17 protein-coding genes are annotated in these 18,279 nt (G+C 67.8%); 7 read left to right on the forward strand and 10 right to left on the reverse strand.

The annotated features are described in order from the left end of the window. Positions 1–146 precede the first annotated feature (146 nt). Positions 147–1,322: an acetyl-CoA C-acetyltransferase gene (locus tag ACP69V_RS14780; RefSeq protein WP_426024526.1), complete on the reverse strand. Its 1,176-nt coding sequence runs from the start codon at positions 1,320–1,322 to the stop codon at positions 147–149. A gap of 159 nt (positions 1,323–1,481) precedes the next feature. Here ACP69V_RS14780 and trhA point away from each other — a divergent pair, with 159 nt between their 5' ends. The 3 genes from trhA (at position 1,482) to ACP69V_RS14795 (ending at position 3,264) form a co-directional block, all read left to right on the forward strand. After that, the gene (gene trhA / locus ACP69V_RS14785) at positions 1,482–2,198 is read left to right on the forward strand and encodes a PAQR family membrane homeostasis protein TrhA (RefSeq protein WP_426020583.1); all 717 of its coding nucleotides are present in this window, start codon (positions 1,482–1,484) and stop codon (positions 2,196–2,198) included. Between the two features lie 89 nt (positions 2,199–2,287). Then, a complete protein-coding gene (gene phaR / locus ACP69V_RS14790) occupies positions 2,288–2,914 on the forward strand; it encodes a polyhydroxyalkanoate synthesis repressor PhaR (protein WP_426024527.1) in 627 nt (208 codons plus the stop codon). Beyond that, a complete protein-coding gene (locus ACP69V_RS14795) occupies positions 2,911–3,264 on the forward strand; it encodes a hypothetical protein (protein WP_426024528.1) in 354 nt (117 codons plus the stop codon). The genes phaR and ACP69V_RS14795 overlap by 4 nt, the downstream gene beginning before the upstream one ends. A gap of 223 nt (positions 3,265–3,487) precedes the next feature. Here the strand turns inward: ACP69V_RS14795 and ACP69V_RS14800 are convergent, their stop codons facing one another. From ACP69V_RS14800 to ACP69V_RS14810, 3 genes are all read right to left on the reverse strand, one after another. Beyond that, positions 3,488–3,910, reverse strand: a complete 423-nt coding sequence (locus ACP69V_RS14800) for a hypothetical protein (RefSeq protein ID WP_135195569.1) — start codon at positions 3,908–3,910, stop codon at positions 3,488–3,490. Positions 3,911–3,994: 84 nt separating this feature from the next. Then, positions 3,995–4,909 carry a hydroxymethylglutaryl-CoA lyase gene (locus ACP69V_RS14805; RefSeq protein ID WP_426024529.1) on the reverse strand — a complete coding sequence of 305 codons (915 nt, stop codon included), beginning with the start codon at positions 4,907–4,909 and terminating at the stop codon, positions 3,995–3,997. Continuing rightward, positions 4,909–6,594: an ArnT family glycosyltransferase gene (locus ACP69V_RS14810; RefSeq protein ID WP_426024530.1), complete on the reverse strand. Its 1,686-nt coding sequence runs from the start codon at positions 6,592–6,594 to the stop codon at positions 4,909–4,911. The genes ACP69V_RS14805 and ACP69V_RS14810 overlap by 1 nt, the downstream gene beginning before the upstream one ends. 76 nt (positions 6,595–6,670) lie before the next feature. Here ACP69V_RS14810 and ACP69V_RS14815 point away from each other — a divergent pair, with 76 nt between their 5' ends. Continuing rightward, positions 6,671–7,399 (forward strand): glycosyltransferase family 2 protein, encoded by a 729-nt coding sequence (locus ACP69V_RS14815; RefSeq protein WP_426024531.1) that lies wholly within the window; start codon positions 6,671–6,673, stop codon positions 7,397–7,399. 247 nt (positions 7,400–7,646) lie between these two features. Here the strand turns inward: ACP69V_RS14815 and groL are convergent, their stop codons facing one another. Next, complete coding sequence (gene groL, locus ACP69V_RS14820) at positions 7,647–9,293, reverse strand: chaperonin GroEL (protein WP_159847482.1); 1,647 nt, start codon at positions 9,291–9,293, stop codon at positions 7,647–7,649. A 53-nt stretch (positions 9,294–9,346) separates the two neighbouring features. Beyond that, positions 9,347–9,634 carry a co-chaperone GroES gene (gene groES, locus ACP69V_RS14825; protein ID WP_008259448.1) on the reverse strand — a complete coding sequence of 96 codons (288 nt, stop codon included), beginning with the start codon at positions 9,632–9,634 and terminating at the stop codon, positions 9,347–9,349. Between the two features lie 302 nt (positions 9,635–9,936). On the opposite strand from groES, the gene ACP69V_RS14830 reads away from it, so the two are divergent. Continuing rightward, positions 9,937–10,362, forward strand: a complete 426-nt coding sequence (locus tag ACP69V_RS14830; RefSeq protein WP_135194467.1) for a hypothetical protein — start codon at positions 9,937–9,939, stop codon at positions 10,360–10,362. 58 nt (positions 10,363–10,420) lie between these two features. Here ACP69V_RS14830 and pgi read toward each other — a convergent pair whose 3' ends face one another. Next, the gene (gene pgi / locus ACP69V_RS14835; protein ID WP_426024532.1) at positions 10,421–12,028 is read right to left on the reverse strand and encodes a glucose-6-phosphate isomerase; all 1,608 of its coding nucleotides are present in this window, start codon (positions 12,026–12,028) and stop codon (positions 10,421–10,423) included. Between the two features lie 109 nt (positions 12,029–12,137). Here pgi and ACP69V_RS14840 point away from each other — a divergent pair, with 109 nt between their 5' ends. After that, the gene (locus ACP69V_RS14840; RefSeq protein ID WP_425981706.1) at positions 12,138–12,614 is read left to right on the forward strand and encodes a hypothetical protein; all 477 of its coding nucleotides are present in this window, start codon (positions 12,138–12,140) and stop codon (positions 12,612–12,614) included. A 6-nt stretch (positions 12,615–12,620) separates the two neighbouring features. On the opposite strand, the gene recQ is transcribed toward ACP69V_RS14840, so the two are convergent. Beyond that, positions 12,621–14,516 (reverse strand): DNA helicase RecQ, encoded by a 1,896-nt coding sequence (gene recQ / locus ACP69V_RS14845; protein WP_426024533.1) that lies wholly within the window; start codon positions 14,514–14,516, stop codon positions 12,621–12,623. A 97-nt stretch (positions 14,517–14,613) separates the two neighbouring features. Next, positions 14,614–15,591 carry a complex I NDUFA9 subunit family protein gene (locus ACP69V_RS14850; RefSeq protein ID WP_426024534.1) on the reverse strand — a complete coding sequence of 326 codons (978 nt, stop codon included), beginning with the start codon at positions 15,589–15,591 and terminating at the stop codon, positions 14,614–14,616. On the opposite strand from ACP69V_RS14850, the gene ACP69V_RS14855 reads away from it, so the two are divergent. Then, on the forward strand, positions 15,590–16,138 hold the full coding sequence (locus ACP69V_RS14855; RefSeq protein WP_426024535.1) for a DUF488 family protein: 549 nt from the start codon (positions 15,590–15,592) through the stop codon (positions 16,136–16,138). The genes ACP69V_RS14850 and ACP69V_RS14855 overlap by 2 nt on opposite strands. Positions 16,139–16,321: 183 nt before the next feature. On the opposite strand, the gene ACP69V_RS14860 is transcribed toward ACP69V_RS14855, so the two are convergent. After that, positions 16,322–18,271: a M1 family metallopeptidase gene (locus tag ACP69V_RS14860; protein WP_426024536.1), complete on the reverse strand. Its 1,950-nt coding sequence runs from the start codon at positions 18,269–18,271 to the stop codon at positions 16,322–16,324. Positions 18,272–18,279: the final 8 nt, after the last annotated feature.

Consider the following 18,279-nt stretch of genomic DNA (forward strand, 5'->3'; position numbering starts at 1 on the left):
CCGGTGGGAGAGGGCTTGAGCACACGGCGGCGCAGCCGTCGTCCTTGTGCGAAAGGGTGAGGGTTCGGTGGTGCGATCTGGCCCACCATCCGCCCCTCATCCGGCCCTTCGGGCCACCTCTCCCAAAGGGAGAAGGGCTCATAAAATCACCCCCGCTCGACGCACATCGCCACGCCCATGCCGCCGCCGATGCACAGGGTCGCCAGACCCTTCTTGGCGCCCGACCGCTTCATCTCGAACAGAAGCGTGGTCAGGATGCGCGCGCCCGAGGCGCCGATGGGGTGGCCGATGGCGATGGCGCCGCCGTTGACGTTGACCTTGGCCGAATCGAGACCCAGCTCCTTGACCACGCACAGGCTTTGGGCGGCGAAGGCCTCGTTGGATTCGACCAGGTCCAGGTCGGCGACACTCCAGCCCGCCTTCTCCAGCGCCTTCTTGGACGCCGGGATCGGCCCCGTGCCCATGATCGACGGATCGACGCCCGCCGTGGCGTAGGAGGCGATGCGGGCCAGCGGCTCCAGCCCGCGCGCCTTGGCCTCGTCCGCGCTCATCAGCACCAGGGCGGCCGCTCCGTCGTTCAGTCCGGATGCATTGGCGGCGGTGACGCTGCCGTCCTTGGCGAAGGCGGGCTTCAGCTTCTGCATCAGCTCCAGCGTCGCGCCGTGGCGGATGTACTCGTCCTTGTCGACCGTCACGTCGCCCTTGCGGCCGGGAATGACGACGGGAACGATCTCGTCATCGAACTTGCCGGCGGTCTGCGCGGCCTCGGCCTTGTGCTGGCTGGCCAGACCGAATTCGTCCTGGGCCTCGCGGCTGATCGACCATTTGTCGGCGATGTTCTCGGCCGTCTGGCCCATGTGATAGCCGTTGAAGGCGTCCCACAACCCGTCCTTGACCATGGTGTCGACCAGGGCGACGTCGCCCATCTTGTGACCGTTGCGCAGGGCCTGGGCGTGCGGCGCCTGGCTCATGCTCTCCTGGCCGCCGGCGACCACGATCTTGGCGTCGCCCAAGGCGATCTGCTGGGCGGCGATGGCGACGGCGCGCAGGCCCGAGCCGCAGATCTGGTTCAGGCTCCAGGCAGCGGCCTCCTTACGTACACCTGCGCCGACGGCGGCCTGGCGCGCAGGGCCTTGGCCGGCGGCGGCCTGAAGCACATGGCCTAGGATCACCTCGTCCACCTCGTCGCCCGAGACGCCGGCTCGCTCCAGCGCCGCCTTGATGGCGATCTCGCCCAGTTTCGACGCCGGCAGGGACGACAGGGCGCCCAGGAAAGAACCGACCGGCGTGCGCGCGGCGGAAACGATGACGACGTCGGTCATGGGATTTCACTCTCTGCTGAATAGGTCTGCGTGGCCGTTTTGCCGCATCGCAGCGTGTTCGTCACCTGCGACGATAGGAGCCCGGCCGGATTCAGCCAATCGTCATCCTGTCGGCGCATTATCCGGGAACGATAGACGCGATCCACGGATTGGAAGGCCATGCTTCGCACGCTGAAACGTCTCGTCACCCACGTCTGCACGCCGGACGAGCTGGACATGATCGAGCACTATCCGACCCGCGCCGAGAAACTGGCGGACCTGTGGGTCCATGTCGTCGGCCTGATGCTGGCGGCGGTCGGCGGCATCATCCTGGCGGGTCTGGCAGGCGTCTATACGGGCATCGGCGGCGTCATGGCGACGGCCATATACGCCCTGTGCCTAGTCGGCATGCTGACGGCCTCGACAATCTACAACTGGACCAACCCCTGCGCCGCGCGCCCCGTGCTGCGGCGGCTGGACGAGGCAGCCATCTTCCTCATGATCGCGGGCAGTTACACCCCCTTCACGACCCAGCGGTTCGAGGGGATGTGGTCCATCGGCTTCACCACCCTGATATGGACTCTGGCCTTCCTGGGCGCCGGGGTGAAGCTGTTCGCGCCGCGCATCTCGGACAAGTTCTGGAGCGGCGTCTATGTCGTCTTCGGCTGGCTGGCGGTCGCGGCCCTGAAACCGATGGTCGAGACGGTGCATCCCGTCGCCCTGGCCCTGCTGGTCATCGGCGGCCTGATCTACACCGCCGGCGTCTTCGTCTTCGTCAGCCCGCGCGTGAAGTTCCGCCGCGCCATCTGGCACGGATTCGTCGTCACCGGCGCGACGGTGCACTGGACAGCGGTGCTAGTGGGCGTCGTCCTGGCCCCGGCCATGAGCCACGGCTGATCCGTCCGCGCCCGGCGCATTGACGCCCCCTCTGGCGCTTCGCGGCACAAGGGGGGATAGTGATGCGTTGCAACATCGCGAGAGCAAGCGTGGCTGACGAAAAAACCAAGGGTGGAAACAAAAACGAGGCGAATGCAGTCGTCATCAAGAAGTATGCGAACCGCCGTCTCTACAATACGCGGACCAGCACCTATGTGACGCTGGAAGACTTGGCCGCCATGGTGCGCGAGGGCGTGGATTTCGTCGTCTATGACGCCAAGACCAACGACGACCTGACCCGCCAGATCCTGACCCAGATCATCTTCGAGGAAGAAAGCCGGGGCGAGGCCTTGCTGCCGGTGCAGTTCCTGCGCCAGTTGATCGGCTTTTACGGCGGCTCGATGCAGGGGGTTCTGCCCTCCTATCTGGAGATGTCGCTGGCCAACTTCGGCCGCCAGCAAGAACAGTTCGCCAGCCAGATCGGCCGCGCCTTCGGAACCGGCTCGGGCGCGACCCTGATCGAGGAGACGGCCAAGGCCAATATGGCCATGTTCGAGCGCGCCATGCAGATGTTCCCGGCCTTCGGCTATCCGCGCGCCGAACCAACGGCGACGCCCGAAACCAAATCCGAAGCAGCTCCGTCCGCCGAGGCGCCCGACGCCCTGGACGAAATGCGCCGCCAGATGGACGAGATGCGCCGCCAGATCGACAAGTTGGCGGGCGCCAAGCCCAAATGACCGACCGGATCCAGGCTGTGGGTGGGCCGGAGCGCGTGGATCGTCGCGAAGGCGACCGCCGCGAACGCGAGCGGCGCGCCCAGTCGGCCTCGCGCGCCCTGGTGCCGGTCGATGCGCCCGAGGTCGTCGAGCCTCAGCCTGCCCCGGCAAGAGCTGCCGTCCTCCCGGCGATCGAGCCGGGCGCCGCCGCCTTCGTCGCCCAGCAGATGGGCCAGAGCGGCCAGAAGCGCGGCCTGCGCGGCGGCCCGCCGGTGCTGGATGCGGCGCGCTCCGCCTATCTCGGAACCGAATATTCCGGCGCGGCCGAGCGTCGTCCGGTTGCAGGCAAGGCGGCCAAGACCGACATCTGATCCGGCGGCACGAGGTTTGCTGAAGGCGCGGGCAGATCGCCCTCAGCCGGACCTGCCCATGCCCGCCGCCTTCGCCCTCGCCGCCAAATTTTTCGACGTCGCCGTGGTGGCCCTGATCTTCACGGCTTTTTCTTAGGGCCTACCGGCCTTCGGCCTGCTTGAGGCCGAGAATCTAACCCAAGTTCGTCACCCTCGGGACAAGCCCGAGGGTGACGGGCATGAATCAGGTTCCGAAATCGAAATCCTTTCGCGACGAAATGATCGTCACGATGAAGCCGGCCAGCACGTCCAGCAGGATCATGATCACGATCAGGAAGAAGGTCGAGGTCGCAAAGCCCGGCAGCAGCAGGAACTCCACCAGCACGGCGATGAACAGGATCATCGACAGGGCGTGATTGATGATGGCGACGCGCTGGCTGGACGTCGACTTCACCAGCTCGAAGAACAGCAGGATCAGGCCCAGGAACAGGATCAGGTCGCCCGAACCGATCGTCCACTGCGCGCCCGAAGTCATGGTGATCGAGAACAGAGGATCGCGCAGCAAGGCGTCCGCCTGAACGACCGCGCCGCCGCCCGATCCGCCGAACAGCACCACGATATTGTAGAGCACCACGGGGATCAGCAGCAGCGGAATGGCGATCAGCATGGTCGGTCCCTCTTCGCGTCCGACCTCACGGCCACGCTTGTTCATCATGAATAGCGCCGTTCTTCGTCGCCCGCCATCGCTGGCTCAGTCCTTGGGGAAACCGCCCGCACGGCTGAGCGCCGACGGCGCCGGCCGACCGATGGCCTCGCCGATCCAGCGCGCCGTGGCGATCAGGGCGTCTAGATCGTAGCCCGTCTCGAACCCGCCGCGCGCCAGCATATAGACCAGGTCCTCGGTGGCGATATTGCCCGTGGCGCCCGGCGCAAACGGACAGCCGCCGATGCCGCCGACCGAGGCGTCCAGCACGTCGATCCCGGCCTCGACCCCGGCATAGGCGTTGGCCAGGCCGGTGTTTCGGGTGTCGTGGAAATGCAGGCGCAGGGTCGCGTGCGGCGCGACCTTCTTCGCCGCCTCGACTTTTCGCGTCACCGCCCAGGGATCGCCCGCGCCGATGGTGTCGGCCAGGCCGATCTCGCCCACGCCCAGTTCGGCAATGGCCCCGACCATGTCCGCGACCTGATCCACCGAGACCTCGCCGTCGAACGGACAGCCCCAGACGCAGGAGATCATGGCCGACAGCGACGGCGCGCCCTCTGACGCCTCCGCATTGTGCCGCCGCGCGACGATCTCGCCCAGCATGGCCAGTTGGTCCTTCACCGCCAGCCCCTGGTTCTTCAGGCCGAAGCCATCGGTGGCGGCGAGCGAGACATTGACCTCGTCCACCCCGGTCGCCAGCGCCCGGTCATAGCCCTTGCCGTTCAGGACCAGGCCGATGCGGCTGCGTCCCGGCTCGCGCGGCAGGGCGGCCATCACCTCTTCGGCGCCGGCCATCTGCGGCACATATTTGGAATGGACGAAGGAGACGGCCTCGATCCGTTTCGCCCCCGCCCCTTCCAGCCGTCGCACCAGATCGGCTCGGACGGCGGGCTCCAGAACGGCCTTTTCGTTCTGCAAGCCGTCGCGCGGACCGACCTCGACGATCTGGATAAAGCGGCCCATCACGAACCCCCTGCGCCGCCGCCGGACCCGTTTCTGGGCGGCGGCGCATAGACGGTCAGGTTCATCTCGTCCCCGCCAGAGTAGTTGTAGCCGCGCACCACGCCCACGGCGCGGCCCGACACGCCCAGCCGCCCGGCGGCGGCGCGGAAGGCGTCGGCGTCGCGCGCCTCGACGATGGCCGGTCGGCCCTCGGCCAGGGCGCGGGCGGCGCCCTCGGCGTCCGTCAGATCGGTGTCGCGTCCGGTCAGGAAGACGAAGCTGGGCTCATGGAAGGTGGTGATGGCGACCGGGCCGGGGGTGCGACCCTGTCGCGGGTGCAGATCGGCCGCCTCCAGCGTCTTCTCCAGCTGGGGGGCGATGGCCAGGGGGCGCAGCTGCCGGATCGTGCCCGCCAGCGCCCCGTGCGCCACGATGCCGAAGGCCAGCGAGGCGACCAGGGCCGCGACCGGCGCCCGGTTCAACAAAAGGAAGCCGCCCATGGCCGCCGCCGCCAGGGTCGTGACCACGGTCAGGGCGGCCCAGGTCTGGGCCGTCGAGGTGCCATAGACCGTCAGCCCATAGACGGTGATGCCGATGATCAGCAGGCCGGCGAAGGCCGCCAGAGCCGCGCCGGTGATGCGCGAGACCTTGCCGATCGGCCGCGCCAGGGCGGCGGCGGCCAGCAGGGCCAGCGCCCCGAAGGTCGGCAGGGTGTAGTGCCACAGCTTGGTCGGGGCCAGTTCGAACATCAGCCAGCCGGGAACCAGCCAGCAGACCAGGAACCGAATCGCCGGCTCGGCCCGCCGGCTCCAGCCGGTCGAGACGGCGGCGGGGAGCAGCAGGGTCGAGGGGAAGAACAGCAGGGGCGCCAGCAGCAGATACATGCCGGGGAAGCCCGAATGGCTTTCGTGCGCGCCGGCGATCTTGGGCGCCAGGTCGCCGCCGATGGCCTCGCGCCAGAAACCTCCGTCGGTGGCGATGGTGATGGCGATGGCCCACGGCCCGACCATCAGGGCGACCAGCGGCAACCCCCAGCCCCAGCCGAGGCGATAGAGCCATTTCACGTTCCGGTCCCAGATCGACAGGGCGATGATGGCCAGGGCGATGACCAGAAACCCGATCGGTCCCTTGATCAGGATCGACAGCCCGATGCCGATCCAGAACAGCAGCTTGTGCAGCCGGATCGGTCGTTCGCCGGCCTTCGTCGCCATATAGATGCGCGCCAGCGCCGCCATGGCCAGGGTCGTCGCCCCACACAGCATGGCGTCGGTCTTGGCGATCCCCGCCTCGGTCGACAGCAGGAAGGTGGCCCCCATGATGGCCCCGCCGAAGAAGCCGACCCGGCCGCCCAGCATGGCCGACCCGGCCCAGGCCACGGCCCAGGCCGCCAGCATCGCCCCCAGCAACGACGGGATGCGATAGGGCGCAATCTCGCGGTCCTCGACGTCCGAGGTCAGGCCGACGGCGACGGCCTGCATCCAGTAGATGCCGACCGGCTTCTTCCAGCGCGGCTCGTCCTGATAGCGGATGTCGACATAGTCGCCGCTTTCCAGCATCTGGGACGTGGCCTGGGCGAAGCGGCTCTCGTCGCGGTCCAGCGGCGGCAGCAGCAACAGGCCGGGCAAGCCCGCGATCAGCGTCAGCAGGGCCGCGAGGAGCGGCCCTCGCCAGCCGGCGATGCGGCCATCCAGATCAAAAGTCTTCATTCCAGACTCCTTACACGGCGACCGCGCCGTCGTCAGCCGTCTCCCCTAAGCCGTCGTTATCCTCTATGGAGCGGCGATGACCGTCGAGACACCCGAGATTTCCGTCGTCGTTCCCGTCCATGACGAGGCCGGCGCCGCCGTGCCCCTGGCGCGCGAGATCGCCGCCGCCTTCGACGGACGATCCTACGAGATGATCTTCGTGGACGACGCCTCCAGGGACGCCACCCTGGCCGAGCTGAAAGCCGCCATGGCCGAACTGCCGGCCCTGCGCGTCCTGGCCCACGGGACCAACGCCGGGCAAAGCCGCGCAGTCCGCACCGGCGTCCTCGCCGCCCGCGCGTCCATCGTGGTGACGATGGACGGCGACGGCCAGAACCCGCCCGCCGATGCGCCCCGCCTGGTCGACGCCCTGCTGGCCGCCCCCGCCGACGTCGGCCTGGTCGGCGGCCGTCGCGCCAAGCGTCAGGACACCGAAGCCAAGCGCCAGGCCTCGATCTGGGCCAACCGCATCCGCCGCAAACTGCTGGGCGACGACGCCGACGACACCGGCTGCGGCCTGAAGGCCTTCCGCCGCGATGTCTTCTTGCGCCTGCCCTACTTCGATCACATCCACCGCTACCTGCCAGCCCTGATGATCCGCGAGGGGTTCAGGAACCAGTACCTCGACGTGGACCACCGCCACCGCGAGGTCGGCCGCTCGAAATACACCAACTGGGGCCGGCTGCGGGCGTCCTTCTCGGACCTGCTGGGCGTCATGTGGCTGAAGACCCGCTCGCGCCGGCCCGGCGCGATCTCGGAGTTTTGAGAAAACTTCACCTCCCCATCGGCCAAGGCCGATGGGGAGGACAGATCGCGTAGCGATCAGGAGGGGGCGACTCGGACTGGGGTGATGACCCCGCCGGCTTCTGACACCCGGTCGCCCCCTCCTGGCCCTCGCTGACGCGATCGCCTGTCCTCCCCGTTCGCCTTCGCGAACAGGGAGGTGAGCCAAACAAAAAGGGCGGGACCTTGCGGTCCCGCCCTTCTGCATTGCAGCGTCGGATGGCTTGGACTTAGAAGTCCATGCCGCCCATGCCGCCCATTCCACCCATGTCAGGGGCGCCGCCGGAGCCGCCCTTCTTGGGGGCGTCGGCGACAGCGGCTTCCGTGGTGATCAGGATGCCGGCCACCGAAGCGGCGTCTTGCAGGGCTGTGCGAACGACCTTGGCGGGGTCGATGACGCCCATCTTGACCAGGTCGCCATATTCTTCGGTCTGGGCGTTGAAGCCGAACGAGGCGTCTTCGTTTTCCAGAACCTTGCCGACCACGATCGAGCCTTCGACGCCGGAGTTTTCGGCGATCTGACGGATCGGAGCCTGCAGGGCGCGACGGATGATCGCGATGCCGGCGTTCTGGTCGGCGTTGTCGCCCTTGACGTCGGCCAGGATCTTGGAGGCCTTCAGCAGAGCAATGCCGCCGCCCGGAACGATGCCTTCGTCAGCCGCGGCGCGCGTGGCGTTGAGGGCGTCGTCGACGCGGTCCTTCTTTTCCTTCACTTCGACTTCGGTCGAACCGCCGACGCGGAGAACCGCGACGCCGCCGGCCAGCTTGGCCAGACGTTCCTGCAGCTTTTCCTTGTCGTAGTCGGAGGTGGTGTCTTCGATCTGGCGCTTGATCTGGGCCACGCGGGCTTCGATCGCATCCTTCTCGCCGACGCCTTCGACGATGGTGGTGTCGTCCTTGGTGATGGTGACCTTCTTGGCCTTGCCGAGCATGTCGATGGTGACGCTCTCAAGCTTGATGCCCAGGTCTTCCGAGATGACCTGGCCGCCCGTCAGGATGGCGAGGTCTTCCAGCATGGCCTTGCGGCGATCACCGAAGCCCGGAGCCTTGACGGCGGCGACGCGCAGGCCGCCACGCAGCTTGTTGACGACCAGGGTCGCCAGGGCTTCGCCCTCGATGTCCTCGGCGATGATCAGCAGCGGACGGCCCGACTGCACCACGGCTTCCAGGATCGGCAGCATGGCTTGCAGCGAGGTCAGCTTCTTCTCGAACAGCAGGATGAGCGGCTCTTCGAGTTGAACCTCCATCTTGTCGGCGTTGGTGATGAAGTAGGGCGACAGGTAGCCGCGGTCGAACTGCATGCCTTCGACGACGTCGACGGTGGTGTCGGCGGTCTTGGCTTCCTCGACGGTGATGACGCCTTCGTTGCCGACCTTGGCCATGGCCTGGGCGATCAGTTCACCGATTTCGCTGTCGCCGTTGGCCGAGATCGTGCCGACCTGGGCGATTTCCGAGTTGTTCGAGACCGGCTTGGACTTGTCCTTGATCTCTTGCAGAACCAGCGTGACAGCCTTGTCGATGCCGCGCTTCAGATCCATCGGGTTCATGCCGGCGGCGACGGCCTTGAGGCCTTCTTGCACGATGGCCTGAGCCAGGACGGTCGCGGTGGTGGTGCCGTCACCCGCCTTGTCGTTCGTCTTCGAAGCGACTTCGCGGATCATCTGGGCGCCCATGTTCTCGAAGGCGTCTTCCAGCTCGATCTCTTTGGCGACCGACACGCCGTCCTTGGTCGAGCGCGGGGCGCCGAAGGACTTCTGGATCACGACGTTGCGGCCCTTGGGACCGAGCGTCACCTTGACGGCGTTGGCGAGCACGTTGACGCCGCGCAGCATCTTGTCGCGCGCGTCAGTGTTGAAATGTACGATTTTAGCGGCCATGCGGGCAGCTCCTATCTAGATGGATTGATTGAAGAAACGCGAACGTCGGGTGCTTAGGACAGCACGCCCAGGACGTCGGATTCCTTCATGATGATCAGGTCGTCGCCGTCGATCTTCACTTCCGTGCCCGACCACTTGCCGAACAGGATGCGGTCGCCGGCCTTCAGTTCCAGGGCGTTGACCTTGCCGGATTCGTCACGAACGCCGGGGCCGACGGAGACGACTTCGCCTTCCTGCGGCTTTTCCTTGGCGGTGTCGGGGATGATGATCCCGCCCTTGGTCTTGGATTCTTCTTCAACGCGCTTAACCAGCACGCGGTCGCCGAGCGGACGAAACGCCATCGGTTCTCTCCTTATGTACCCCCGGACGGGGGCGACTTGAAAACGGTGGGTCAGCCTCTCTTCGATCACCGTTTTGGCAGCCGACCGGTGAGAGTGCTAACGCGACCGGGAGGTAGTCAGAGCAGGGGCCAGCGTCAAGCGCGCCATCGCCGGCCGTCTGCGAAACATCCGCGACAAATGAACCGAAAATGAATGACGGGCTCCGGGGCTGTTCAAGCGGGGGCTGGCAGAACCGTTTCAACGCTGGATGCATTTCCCTTGTCGGAAACGCCGAACCGGCCCGAAAATAAAAGGAGACGATCATGTCCAAGTTGCTGAAGATCACCGCCGCCGTCGCCGCCCCGGTCGTCGCCATGAGCCTGATGGCCGCCCCGGCCTCGGCCCAATCGCGTGATCGCGACGACACCGGCCGCAACGCCCTGATCGGCGCCGCCGTCGGCGGTCTGGCCGGCGCCATCTACGGCAACGGCGACGGTCGCTACATCGCCGGCGGCGCCCTGGGCGGGGCGGCCATCGGCGCCGTGGCCTCTTCGAACCGTGGTTCGGGCTGCGAATATTATCGCGGCGGCCAGTGCTACCGGAACCAGGGCCACTGGGAGCGTGAACACGGCATCAACAGCCGGGACTCGCGCTACGAACAGCGCCGCGACTACCGCGATTATCGCCGCGAGCAACGCTATGACCGCCGCGACGATCGCCGGGATTACCGCCACGACCGCCGCTGGTAATCGCGCGACGATCTGAAGACAATGAAGGGCTCGGCCGCAAGGCCGGGCCCTTTCTTCGTCAGCCCATCAGCCGCGTCATCAGGGCCGCCGTGGACGGATCCAGGTCTGCAGACGACCCCCCGGCGTCCACGTCCTTCAGGATCGCCTTGGCCAGCACCTTGCCCAGTTCGACGCCCCATTGGTCGAAGCTGTTGATGTCCCAGATCACACCCTCGACGAAGGTCTTGTGCTCATAAAGCGCCAGAAGCGCGCCCAGGGTCTCGGGCGTCAGACGGTCCATCAGGATGGCGGTCGAGGGGCGGTTTCCGGTGAAGGTGCGGTGGGGCGCCAGACGGGTCGCTTCCTCTTCCGACAGGCCCTGGGCCAGGCCTTCCGCCTTGGCCGCCTCGGTCGTCTTGCCCAGCATCAGGGCCTGACCCTGAGCGAGCGCATTCGACCAAAGGGGCGATTCCGGCGCGTCGGCGTGGGTCTTGGCGACGATCACGAACTCTGCGGGGACGATCTGCGGTCCCTGGTGAATCTGCTGGAAGAAGGCGTGCTGGCCGTTGGTGCCCGGCTCGCCGAACACCACCGGGCAGGTCTGGCGCGTGACGGGGGTTCCGTCGCGATGCACCCGCTTGCCGTTCGACTCCATCTCCAGCTGCTGCAGGAAGGACGGCAAGCGGCGCAGGGCATGGGCGTAGGGGGCCACGGTGCGGGCGGGCCGGTTCAGGCCGTCGACGTTGAACACCTGGGCCAGTGCCAGAAGGATCGGGGCGTTCTGCTCAAGCGGAGCCGAGACGAAATGATTATCCATAGCGGCGGCGCCCGCCAGCATGGCTTCGAAGGCGTCCCAGCCCAGGGCGATGCCGCACGACAGGCTGACCGCCGACCACAGCGAATACCGACCGCCGACCCAGTCCCTGAAGGCGAAGGTGCGGCCGCAGCCGAAGGCCGCCGCCTTGTCCGGCGCGGCCGTCACCCCGATGAAGTGTTTGGTCATTCCTTCGCCCGGCAGGGAGGCGGCCAGCCAGGCCTTGGCCGCCTCGGCGTTGGCCAGGGTTTCCTGGGTGGTGAAGGTCTTGGACACGACCACGACCAGGGTGGTCTCGGGGTTCAGGCCGGTCAGGGCCTCTGCCATGTCGCGCGGATCGATATTGGCGACGAACCTCAGGTCGATGGCCGGGTCCAGAGGACGCAGCGCATCCCAGACCACGCGCGGCCCCAGGTCCGACCCGCCGATGCCGACGTGGACGATGGCCTCGAACTTTTTGCCCGTGGCCCCCGCCTCGGCGCCCGAGCGCACGGCGTCGGCATAGGCTTTCATGTCCGCCCGAACGGCGTCCACCTCGGCCGATACCGGTTCGCCCAAGGCATGGAAGTCGGCGCCCGGCGCGGCGCGCAGGGCGGGGTGCAGCACCGCACGCCCCTCGGTCAGGTTGACGGCCTCGCCGGCGAACAGGGCGGCGCGTCTTGCCTCGACATCCGACGCACGGGCCAGATCCAGGCAGGCGTCGAAGGCGGCTTTCGTCCAGCTCTGTTTCGACAGGTCCAGATAAAGCCCCGCCGCCTCGACCGACATCCGCGCCAGCCGATCAGGATCGGCGGCGAACTGATCCGCGATCCGGGTCTGGCCCGCCTCGACGGCGGTGCGATCGAATGTCTTCCAGGCGTCGTCGCGGCTCATGGCGTCCTCGGTCGATGATGTGGGCGTTGGAGAGGGTAAACACTCGTTTACGGGTCGGCGGTATTTAGGTTCAACGTCCTAGCGGACGGTGAAACAGGAAGTCATCCCCATGTCTTGCGGCCTCGCGCTTTCGATCGCCCTGGCGATGTCCAATCCCGCCGTCGCCTTGGCGGCCGATCAGCCGCCGGCCGCCGTCGGCGCGCCGATCTCTGTGGCGGGCGAGCCCCTGTTCGCCGACATCATCTCGCGCTCGACCAGCCTGAAGGCCATGGTCGACGGCTGGGCCGCCGCCAAGGCCGCCGACGACGCCGCCTTCTTCACCAGCCAGGCCTTCACCGGCTTCAAGGCCCAGGCCGAACAGCTGGCCGCGCTCGACATGCAGGGTCACCTGATCCTGAAGGAACGCGGCACCGACGGCGACCTGAAATGCATCCTGCGCGGCATCTCCGAGGACATGCCCAAGAAGGTCCAGGCCGTTCAGGCCGCCGCCAACCCGGCCGAACGCGCCACAGCCCTGTCGGAACTGTCCTATCTGCTGAACGACAACGTCGAAGTCATCACAGCCCCGCCGCAGCCGGAAGTCTGACGCCGTCTAGAGGGCGTTCAGCGTCTCCAGAACGCCCTTGCCGTAGCGATCCAGCTTGGACTGGCCGACGCCGGATATGGCGCCGAGGCTGTTCAGGTCGCCCGGTTCCGCCTGGGCGATTTCCAGCAGGGTCTTGTCCTGGAAGATGACATAGGGCGGGACATGCTGTTCGGAGGCGCGGTCGCGGCGCCAAGCGCGCAGGGCCTCGAACCGGGCGCGGACGTCGGCGTCCATGGTCTCCAGCGCGGCGTTACGGCCCTCGCCGGTGCGGTCGCGGCGATTGCGCGGATTGCCCGAGCGGGTGCCGGCGTCGAAGCCGGCGGGCACGCGGCGAACCTCGATCTTGCGTTCGGCCTTGTAGACGGCGCGCACCGCCTCGCCGTCGCCCAGGCCGACCAGGGGCTTGCCGTCGTTCGGATCCTCGACCAGCAGGCCTTCGAACAGCAGGTGATCGACGATGTCGCGCCAGCCGTTGGGCGAGATGTCGGCGCCTATGCCCCAGGTCGACAGCTGTTGCTCCCACGGCTGGACCGCCTTGGTCCGGCCGGTCAGGTGATCGACGATCCGGCCCCGGCCGAACCGGCCGCCCAGCCTCTGCACCGCCGCCAGCGCCTTCTGGGCCGGGACGGTCGCGTCATAAAGCTGGGGCGGGTCGCCGCAGATGTCGCAGACGCCGCAGGGCTCCGCATCGGTCTCGCCGAAATAGCGGCGCACGGCCTGGGCGCGACAGACGGCGCCGTCCAGCATGGCGAACAGCTGGCGCGCCTTGCGCACCTGGACCTGTTTGACCTCCTCGGCCATCGGACGGCTGTCCAGCCGGCGCAGGGCCCAGGCGATGTCGGACGGGCCGTACAGGGTGATGCCCTCGGCCGGTTCGCCATCGCGGCCGCCCCGGCCGATCTCCTGCCAATAGGCCTCCAGGCTGCCCGGCGGATCGGCGTGGATGACGAAGCGCACGTCGGCCTTATCGACGCCCATGCCGAAGGCGATGGTGGCGACCATGACGGCGCCCTCCTCGGCTAAAAACCGCTCCAGGCGACGGTCCCGCTCCTTGTTGTCCATGCCGGCGTGATAGGCGATGGCGTTGGTCCCGGCGTCGCGCAGCGCCTGGGCCACGCGGTCACAGCCGTCGCGGCTGCCGCAATAGACGACGCCCGGCTTGCCGCGCCGCTCGCGCACCAGTTCGATGACGCGGGCGTCGGTCTTGGCCCGCGAGGCGCTCTCCTTGCGCTCGGCCGAGAGTTGGAGGTTCGGACGGGCGAAACTGTCGACGAAGACCTTGGCCTGTTCCAGTCGCAGCGAGCGTAGGATGTCGTCGCGGGTGCGGGCGTCGGCCGTGGCGGTCACGGCGATGCGCGGCACATGGGGGAAGCGCTCGGCCAGCAGACCCAGGTTGCGATAGTCGGGGCGGAAGTCGTGGCCCCATTGCGAGACGCAGTGGGCTTCGTCGATGGCGATGAGGCTCAAGGGCAGTTCGGCCAGACGATCCATCATGGCCCCGGCCGCGAGGCCTTCGGGCGAGACGTAGAGCAGGTCCAGATCGCCGGAGCGGGCCGCCGCCCAAATCGCCGAACGGTCGTCCATCGAGACGCCGGAATCGAGACGTGCGGCGGCGACGCCCTGTTGCTTCAACGCCTCGACCTGGTCGGTCATCAGGGCGATCAACGGCGAGACAACCAGGCCCAGGCCGGGGCGCAGGATGGCGGGAATCTGATAGCAGACGCTCTTGCCGCCGCCAGTCGGAAGGACGGCCAGCACGTCGCCGCCGGACAGGATCTGCTCGACCACCTGCCCCTGCATGCCCCGGAAATCGGCGTGTCCCCAGACGCGCGACAGCAGGGCCCGCGCGTCGTTCAGGTCAGGCGTATCGGTCGAGGAGAACTGGGGCTGCGTGGCCGGCATCCTTAAGCTGTGCACTCTTTGTTCCCATATGCGAAGTCCCACCGGCCGCGAAAGCGACCGGCGGCGACATCAGATGGGGATGGTTCAGTGGGCCAAGTCAGTGAGCGGGGGCTTCGGCGAACTGGCCGCCGACGCGGTAGCGCCACAGATAGGAAGGCGCGATGGCCGCCATGCCGGCCGGATGATCGATGCCCAGGTCGCCAAGGCCCAGAGCGTCGGGGGCGACGACATTGTCCTTCTCCAGCATCAGCACCTGATCGCGCGTCAGCGGCGGGGTGACGCCGACGAACCGGCTCAGTTGCAGCAGCGCCCCCAGGGGTTTGGCGACGGCGAAGGGCACGGGGACCAGCATCCGGTCGCGGCCGGTCTCGCGGCGCACCAGCTCCAGCACTTCGCGGAAGGTGTAGAGGCTGGGCCCGCCCAGTTCGAAGGTGCGGCCCGCCGCATCGACGCGGGTCACGCCGCGCGCGATGGCTTCGGCGACGTCGCCGACATAGACCGGCTGGAACTTGGTCTCCCCGCCGCCGATCAGCGGCAGGACCGGCGACATCGTCGCCATGGCGGCGAAGCGGTTCAGGAAGCCGTCGCCAGCGCCGAACACCAGCGACGGGCGCAGGATCACCGCGTCGGGATAGACGGCGCGCACCGCCCCTTCGGCCTTGGCCTTGGTGCGGCCGTAGGCCGAGGGACTGGCGGCGTCGGCGCCGATGGCCGATATCTGGACCAGACGCTGGACGCCCGCCGCCCTGGCGGCCGAGGCGATGGTCGCCGCCGCCTGGGTATGGACGGCGTCGAAGCCGCGCTTGCCGCCCGCGTCGTGCAGGACGCCGACCAGATTGACCACGGCGTCCGCGCCGCGCACGGCGGCGGCCACGTCCTCGGCGCTGGTGATGTCGCAGCGCATGAACTGAATCTGGCCCGGATCGCCCAGCGGCTGGATCTCGATGGCCAGGACCGGGTTGCGCACGGCCACGCGAATACGCCAGCCGCGACGCGCCAGGGCGCGCACCGCCTGCGACCCGATAAAGCCCGATCCTCCGAAGAGAGTCACGACGCCGGGGGCGAGGTCAGCCATGGGGAAAGCTCCAGTCGAAATCCGTGTCGGCGGGATAGACGATAGGGCGCCGCACCGCAACGCGGGCGTTCACGGCGACGCTGGCGATCCGCCCGTCGCCGCCCATCTGATACGGATGAAGCTTTTCACCATCGGTTACGAAGGCGCGACCCAGGCGGAGGTGATTGCGCGCTTGAAGACGGCGGGGGTCGAGACCCTGGTCGATGTCCGCGCCGTCGCCGCCTCACGCCGGGCCGGCTTTTCCAAGACGATCCTGGGCGAGAGCCTGAAAGCCGAAGGGATCGACTATGTCCACCTGCGCGGCCTGGGCACGCCCAAGGCCGGCCGCGACGCCGCGCGCAAGGGCCGGATCGCCGAGATGCGCACCATCTTCGCCGATCACCTGGCCGAGCCTCAGGCCCAGATGGAATACGAGCGGCTGAAGGCGCTGGCGGGCGAGAAACGCGTGGCCCTGCTGTGCTTCGAGGCCGACCACGCCGGCTGCCACCGCGCCGTCCTGGCCGAGCGGCTAGCGGCCGAGGACGGCGCGACGGTGGTCAACCTATAGGATCAGAACCGGGCAGCCCCGAGCCCTCTCCTCCCCATGAAATGGGGAGGTGGCGCGGCGCGCCTTCGCGCCGTGACGGAGGGGCTATTCGACGCCTCGCAGGCGTCCGTGGGACTTCAAGAGCCCCTCCACCACGCTGCGCGCGGTCCCCCTCCCCGCTTCGCAGGGAGGAGACCATCTCACTTACGGACGGCCGACCAGTTCGTCGACCGAACCGCTGGTCACCGGGTGATACAGAGGCCGGGCCTCGGCGTAGATGCGGCGGGCGATGGGGCGGCCCCAGTCGCCTTCGTTCCACAGGGTCTGGAACAGGGGCAGGACGAATTTGCGGCGGCCCTGGCTGGTCAGGAAGGTCTCGGCCGTGGCGATGGCGGGCTGATAGCGGTGGGCCAGGGCGATCTGAAGCCAGCCGAACGTCAGTTCGCTGTTGCCCTCGTTGGCCAGGTTCAGGGTGCGCTCCAGATCGGCCAGCTGCGCATTGGTCAGCCAGTCGGCGCCGGCAGCCATGCCCTCGGGACGCCAGCCCAGGAAACGCTGGCGCTGCTGGGTGTTCCAGTCGGCCCACGGAATGGCCGAGGCCGGGCCCTTGTCCTTGAAGAAGGCGACGGCGGCGGCGTCCACGGGCGTGAAGGCGTTCGACACCGGGGCCACGGCGTTCGACGGCAGGCCGGGCTGATAGACCCAGTTGTCGAGCTGCAGTTCGGATTCCAGCGCCGCGTCGCCCTGCACCAGATTGGTGCGGATGTCGTCCAGGAACATGGCCGTGGTCATCGGGCGATAGGCGTTGCGGTCGAAATAGCCGCGCAGCCAGGCGTCGAACTTATCGCGCCCGACGACGCGCTCGATGGTGCGCAGGAAGGCCGAACCCTTGTCATAGGCGATGGTGTTCATGCCGTCGTCGGGGTCGCGACCCATCAGGTCCAGGTGCAGACGCGTGTCGTCGGCCGGCAGGGACTTCAGCTCGTCCTGAAGCCCGTCCCAGCTCAGCACCTGTTCCTGAACCGCGCGGTCATAGCCGTAGACCGACTCCATGATCCGGTTCTCGAAATAGGTGGTGAAGCCCTCGTTCAGCCAGAAGTCGTTCCAGGTCGCGTTGGTCACCAGATTGCCCGACCAGCTGTGCGCCAGTTCGTGCGCCACCAGGGACACCAGCGACTGGTCGCCGGCGATGATGGTCGGTGTGGCGAAGGTCAGTTTGGGGTTTTCCATCCCGCCGAACGGGAAGCTGGGCGGCAGGACCAGCAGGTCGTAGCGGCCCCAGCGGTAGGGGCCGTACAGCTTCTCGGCCGCGTCCACCATTTCGGCGGTCGGCTCCAACTCGGCGGCGGCGGCGCGCAGGCGGCTGGGCTCGGTCCAGACCCCGGTCCGCTCGTCGAAGGGCGCGAAGGCGATGTCGCCGACGCCGATGGCGATCAGATAGGGCGGGATCGGATTGTTCATCCGGAAGCGCCAGGACTTCATTCCGTTTGCGGCCGGCTCGCCCTTGGGCGTCAGCTGGTCGGCGCTCATGACCACGGTCAGGTCGGCGGGCGCGGTGATGCGGGCCGAATAGGTCTGACGGATGCCGGGGCTGTCCTGGGTCGGAACCCAGGTGCGGGTCAGGATGGCCTGGCCCTGGCTGAACAGATAGGGTTTCTGGCCGCCCGCCGTCTGGGTCGGGTTCAGCCATTGCAGGGCCGCCGCGTCGGGACGGGTCGAATAGCGGACCGTGATCTTGCGCCGTTCATTGGCGGCGAATGCCGGGAAATAGACGGTCAGGGGCTGGCCCTTGATGGCGTCGTTTTCGCCGACAACATAGCGCAGGGGCTGACCCGCGGCGTCGCGCACATCCTGGATGTCCAGGTTGCGGATATCCAGGATCACCTCATTGGCGCCGGCGACCGCCAGGATGTCCAGGGTCGCCGTGCCCGACAGGGTCTTGGCCTCGAAGTTCGCGGTCAGGTCCAGGGCCACATCGACGACGCGGGCGATCTCGGGCCGTGCGTAGGTGTGGCTGTCGATCGCGTCCGGGCCGGGCGCCGGGGCGATGGCGGGCGGCGCCAGGGAAGCTCCGGTCGTGGTGGAGCAGGCGCTCAGCCCCATTGCGGCGGCAAGGGCGAGGGCGGAGACGAGACCGAGAGCTTTGCGCTTCATCGAGGCTT

The organism is Brevundimonas sp. PWP3-1b1, assembly GCF_049896065.1.
Lineage (GTDB): Bacteria > Pseudomonadota > Alphaproteobacteria > Caulobacterales > Caulobacteraceae > Brevundimonas > Brevundimonas intermedia_B.

Excerpts from the sequence above, each read along its gene's own strand:
- ACP69V_RS14780 (WP_426024526.1), bottom strand. The coding sequence starts at position 1,322 with ATGACCGACGTCGTCATCGTTTCCGCCGCGCGCACGCCGGTCGGTTCT.
- trhA (WP_426020583.1), top strand. The coding sequence starts at position 1,482 with ATGCTTCGCACGCTGAAACGTCTCGTCACCCACGTCTGCACGCCGGAC.
- ACP69V_RS14795 (WP_426024528.1), top strand. The coding sequence starts at position 2,911 with ATGACCGACCGGATCCAGGCTGTGGGTGGGCCGGAGCGCGTGGATCGT.
- ACP69V_RS14800 (WP_135195569.1), bottom strand. The coding sequence starts at position 3,910 with ATGCTGATCGCCATTCCGCTGCTGCTGATCCCCGTGGTGCTCTACAAT.
- ACP69V_RS14805 (WP_426024529.1), bottom strand. The coding sequence starts at position 4,909 with ATGGGCCGCTTTATCCAGATCGTCGAGGTCGGTCCGCGCGACGGCTTG.
- ACP69V_RS14810 (WP_426024530.1), bottom strand. The coding sequence starts at position 6,594 with ATGAAGACTTTTGATCTGGATGGCCGCATCGCCGGCTGGCGAGGGCCG.
- ACP69V_RS14815 (WP_426024531.1), top strand. The coding sequence starts at position 6,671 with ATGACCGTCGAGACACCCGAGATTTCCGTCGTCGTTCCCGTCCATGAC.
- groL (WP_159847482.1), bottom strand. The coding sequence starts at position 9,293 with ATGGCCGCTAAAATCGTACATTTCAACACTGACGCGCGCGACAAGATG.
- groES (WP_008259448.1), bottom strand. The coding sequence starts at position 9,634 with ATGGCGTTTCGTCCGCTCGGCGACCGCGTGCTGGTTAAGCGCGTTGAA.
- ACP69V_RS14830 (WP_135194467.1), top strand. The coding sequence starts at position 9,937 with ATGTCCAAGTTGCTGAAGATCACCGCCGCCGTCGCCGCCCCGGTCGTC.
- pgi (WP_426024532.1), bottom strand. The coding sequence starts at position 12,028 with ATGAGCCGCGACGACGCCTGGAAGACATTCGATCGCACCGCCGTCGAG.
- ACP69V_RS14840 (WP_425981706.1), top strand. The coding sequence starts at position 12,138 with ATGTCTTGCGGCCTCGCGCTTTCGATCGCCCTGGCGATGTCCAATCCC.
- recQ (WP_426024533.1), bottom strand. The coding sequence starts at position 14,516 with ATGCCGGCCACGCAGCCCCAGTTCTCCTCGACCGATACGCCTGACCTG.
- ACP69V_RS14855 (WP_426024535.1), top strand. The coding sequence starts at position 15,590 with ATGGGGAAAGCTCCAGTCGAAATCCGTGTCGGCGGGATAGACGATAGG.
- ACP69V_RS14850 (WP_426024534.1), bottom strand. The coding sequence starts at position 15,591 with ATGGCTGACCTCGCCCCCGGCGTCGTGACTCTCTTCGGAGGATCGGGC.
- ACP69V_RS14860 (WP_426024536.1), bottom strand. The coding sequence starts at position 18,271 with ATGAAGCGCAAAGCTCTCGGTCTCGTCTCCGCCCTCGCCCTTGCCGCC.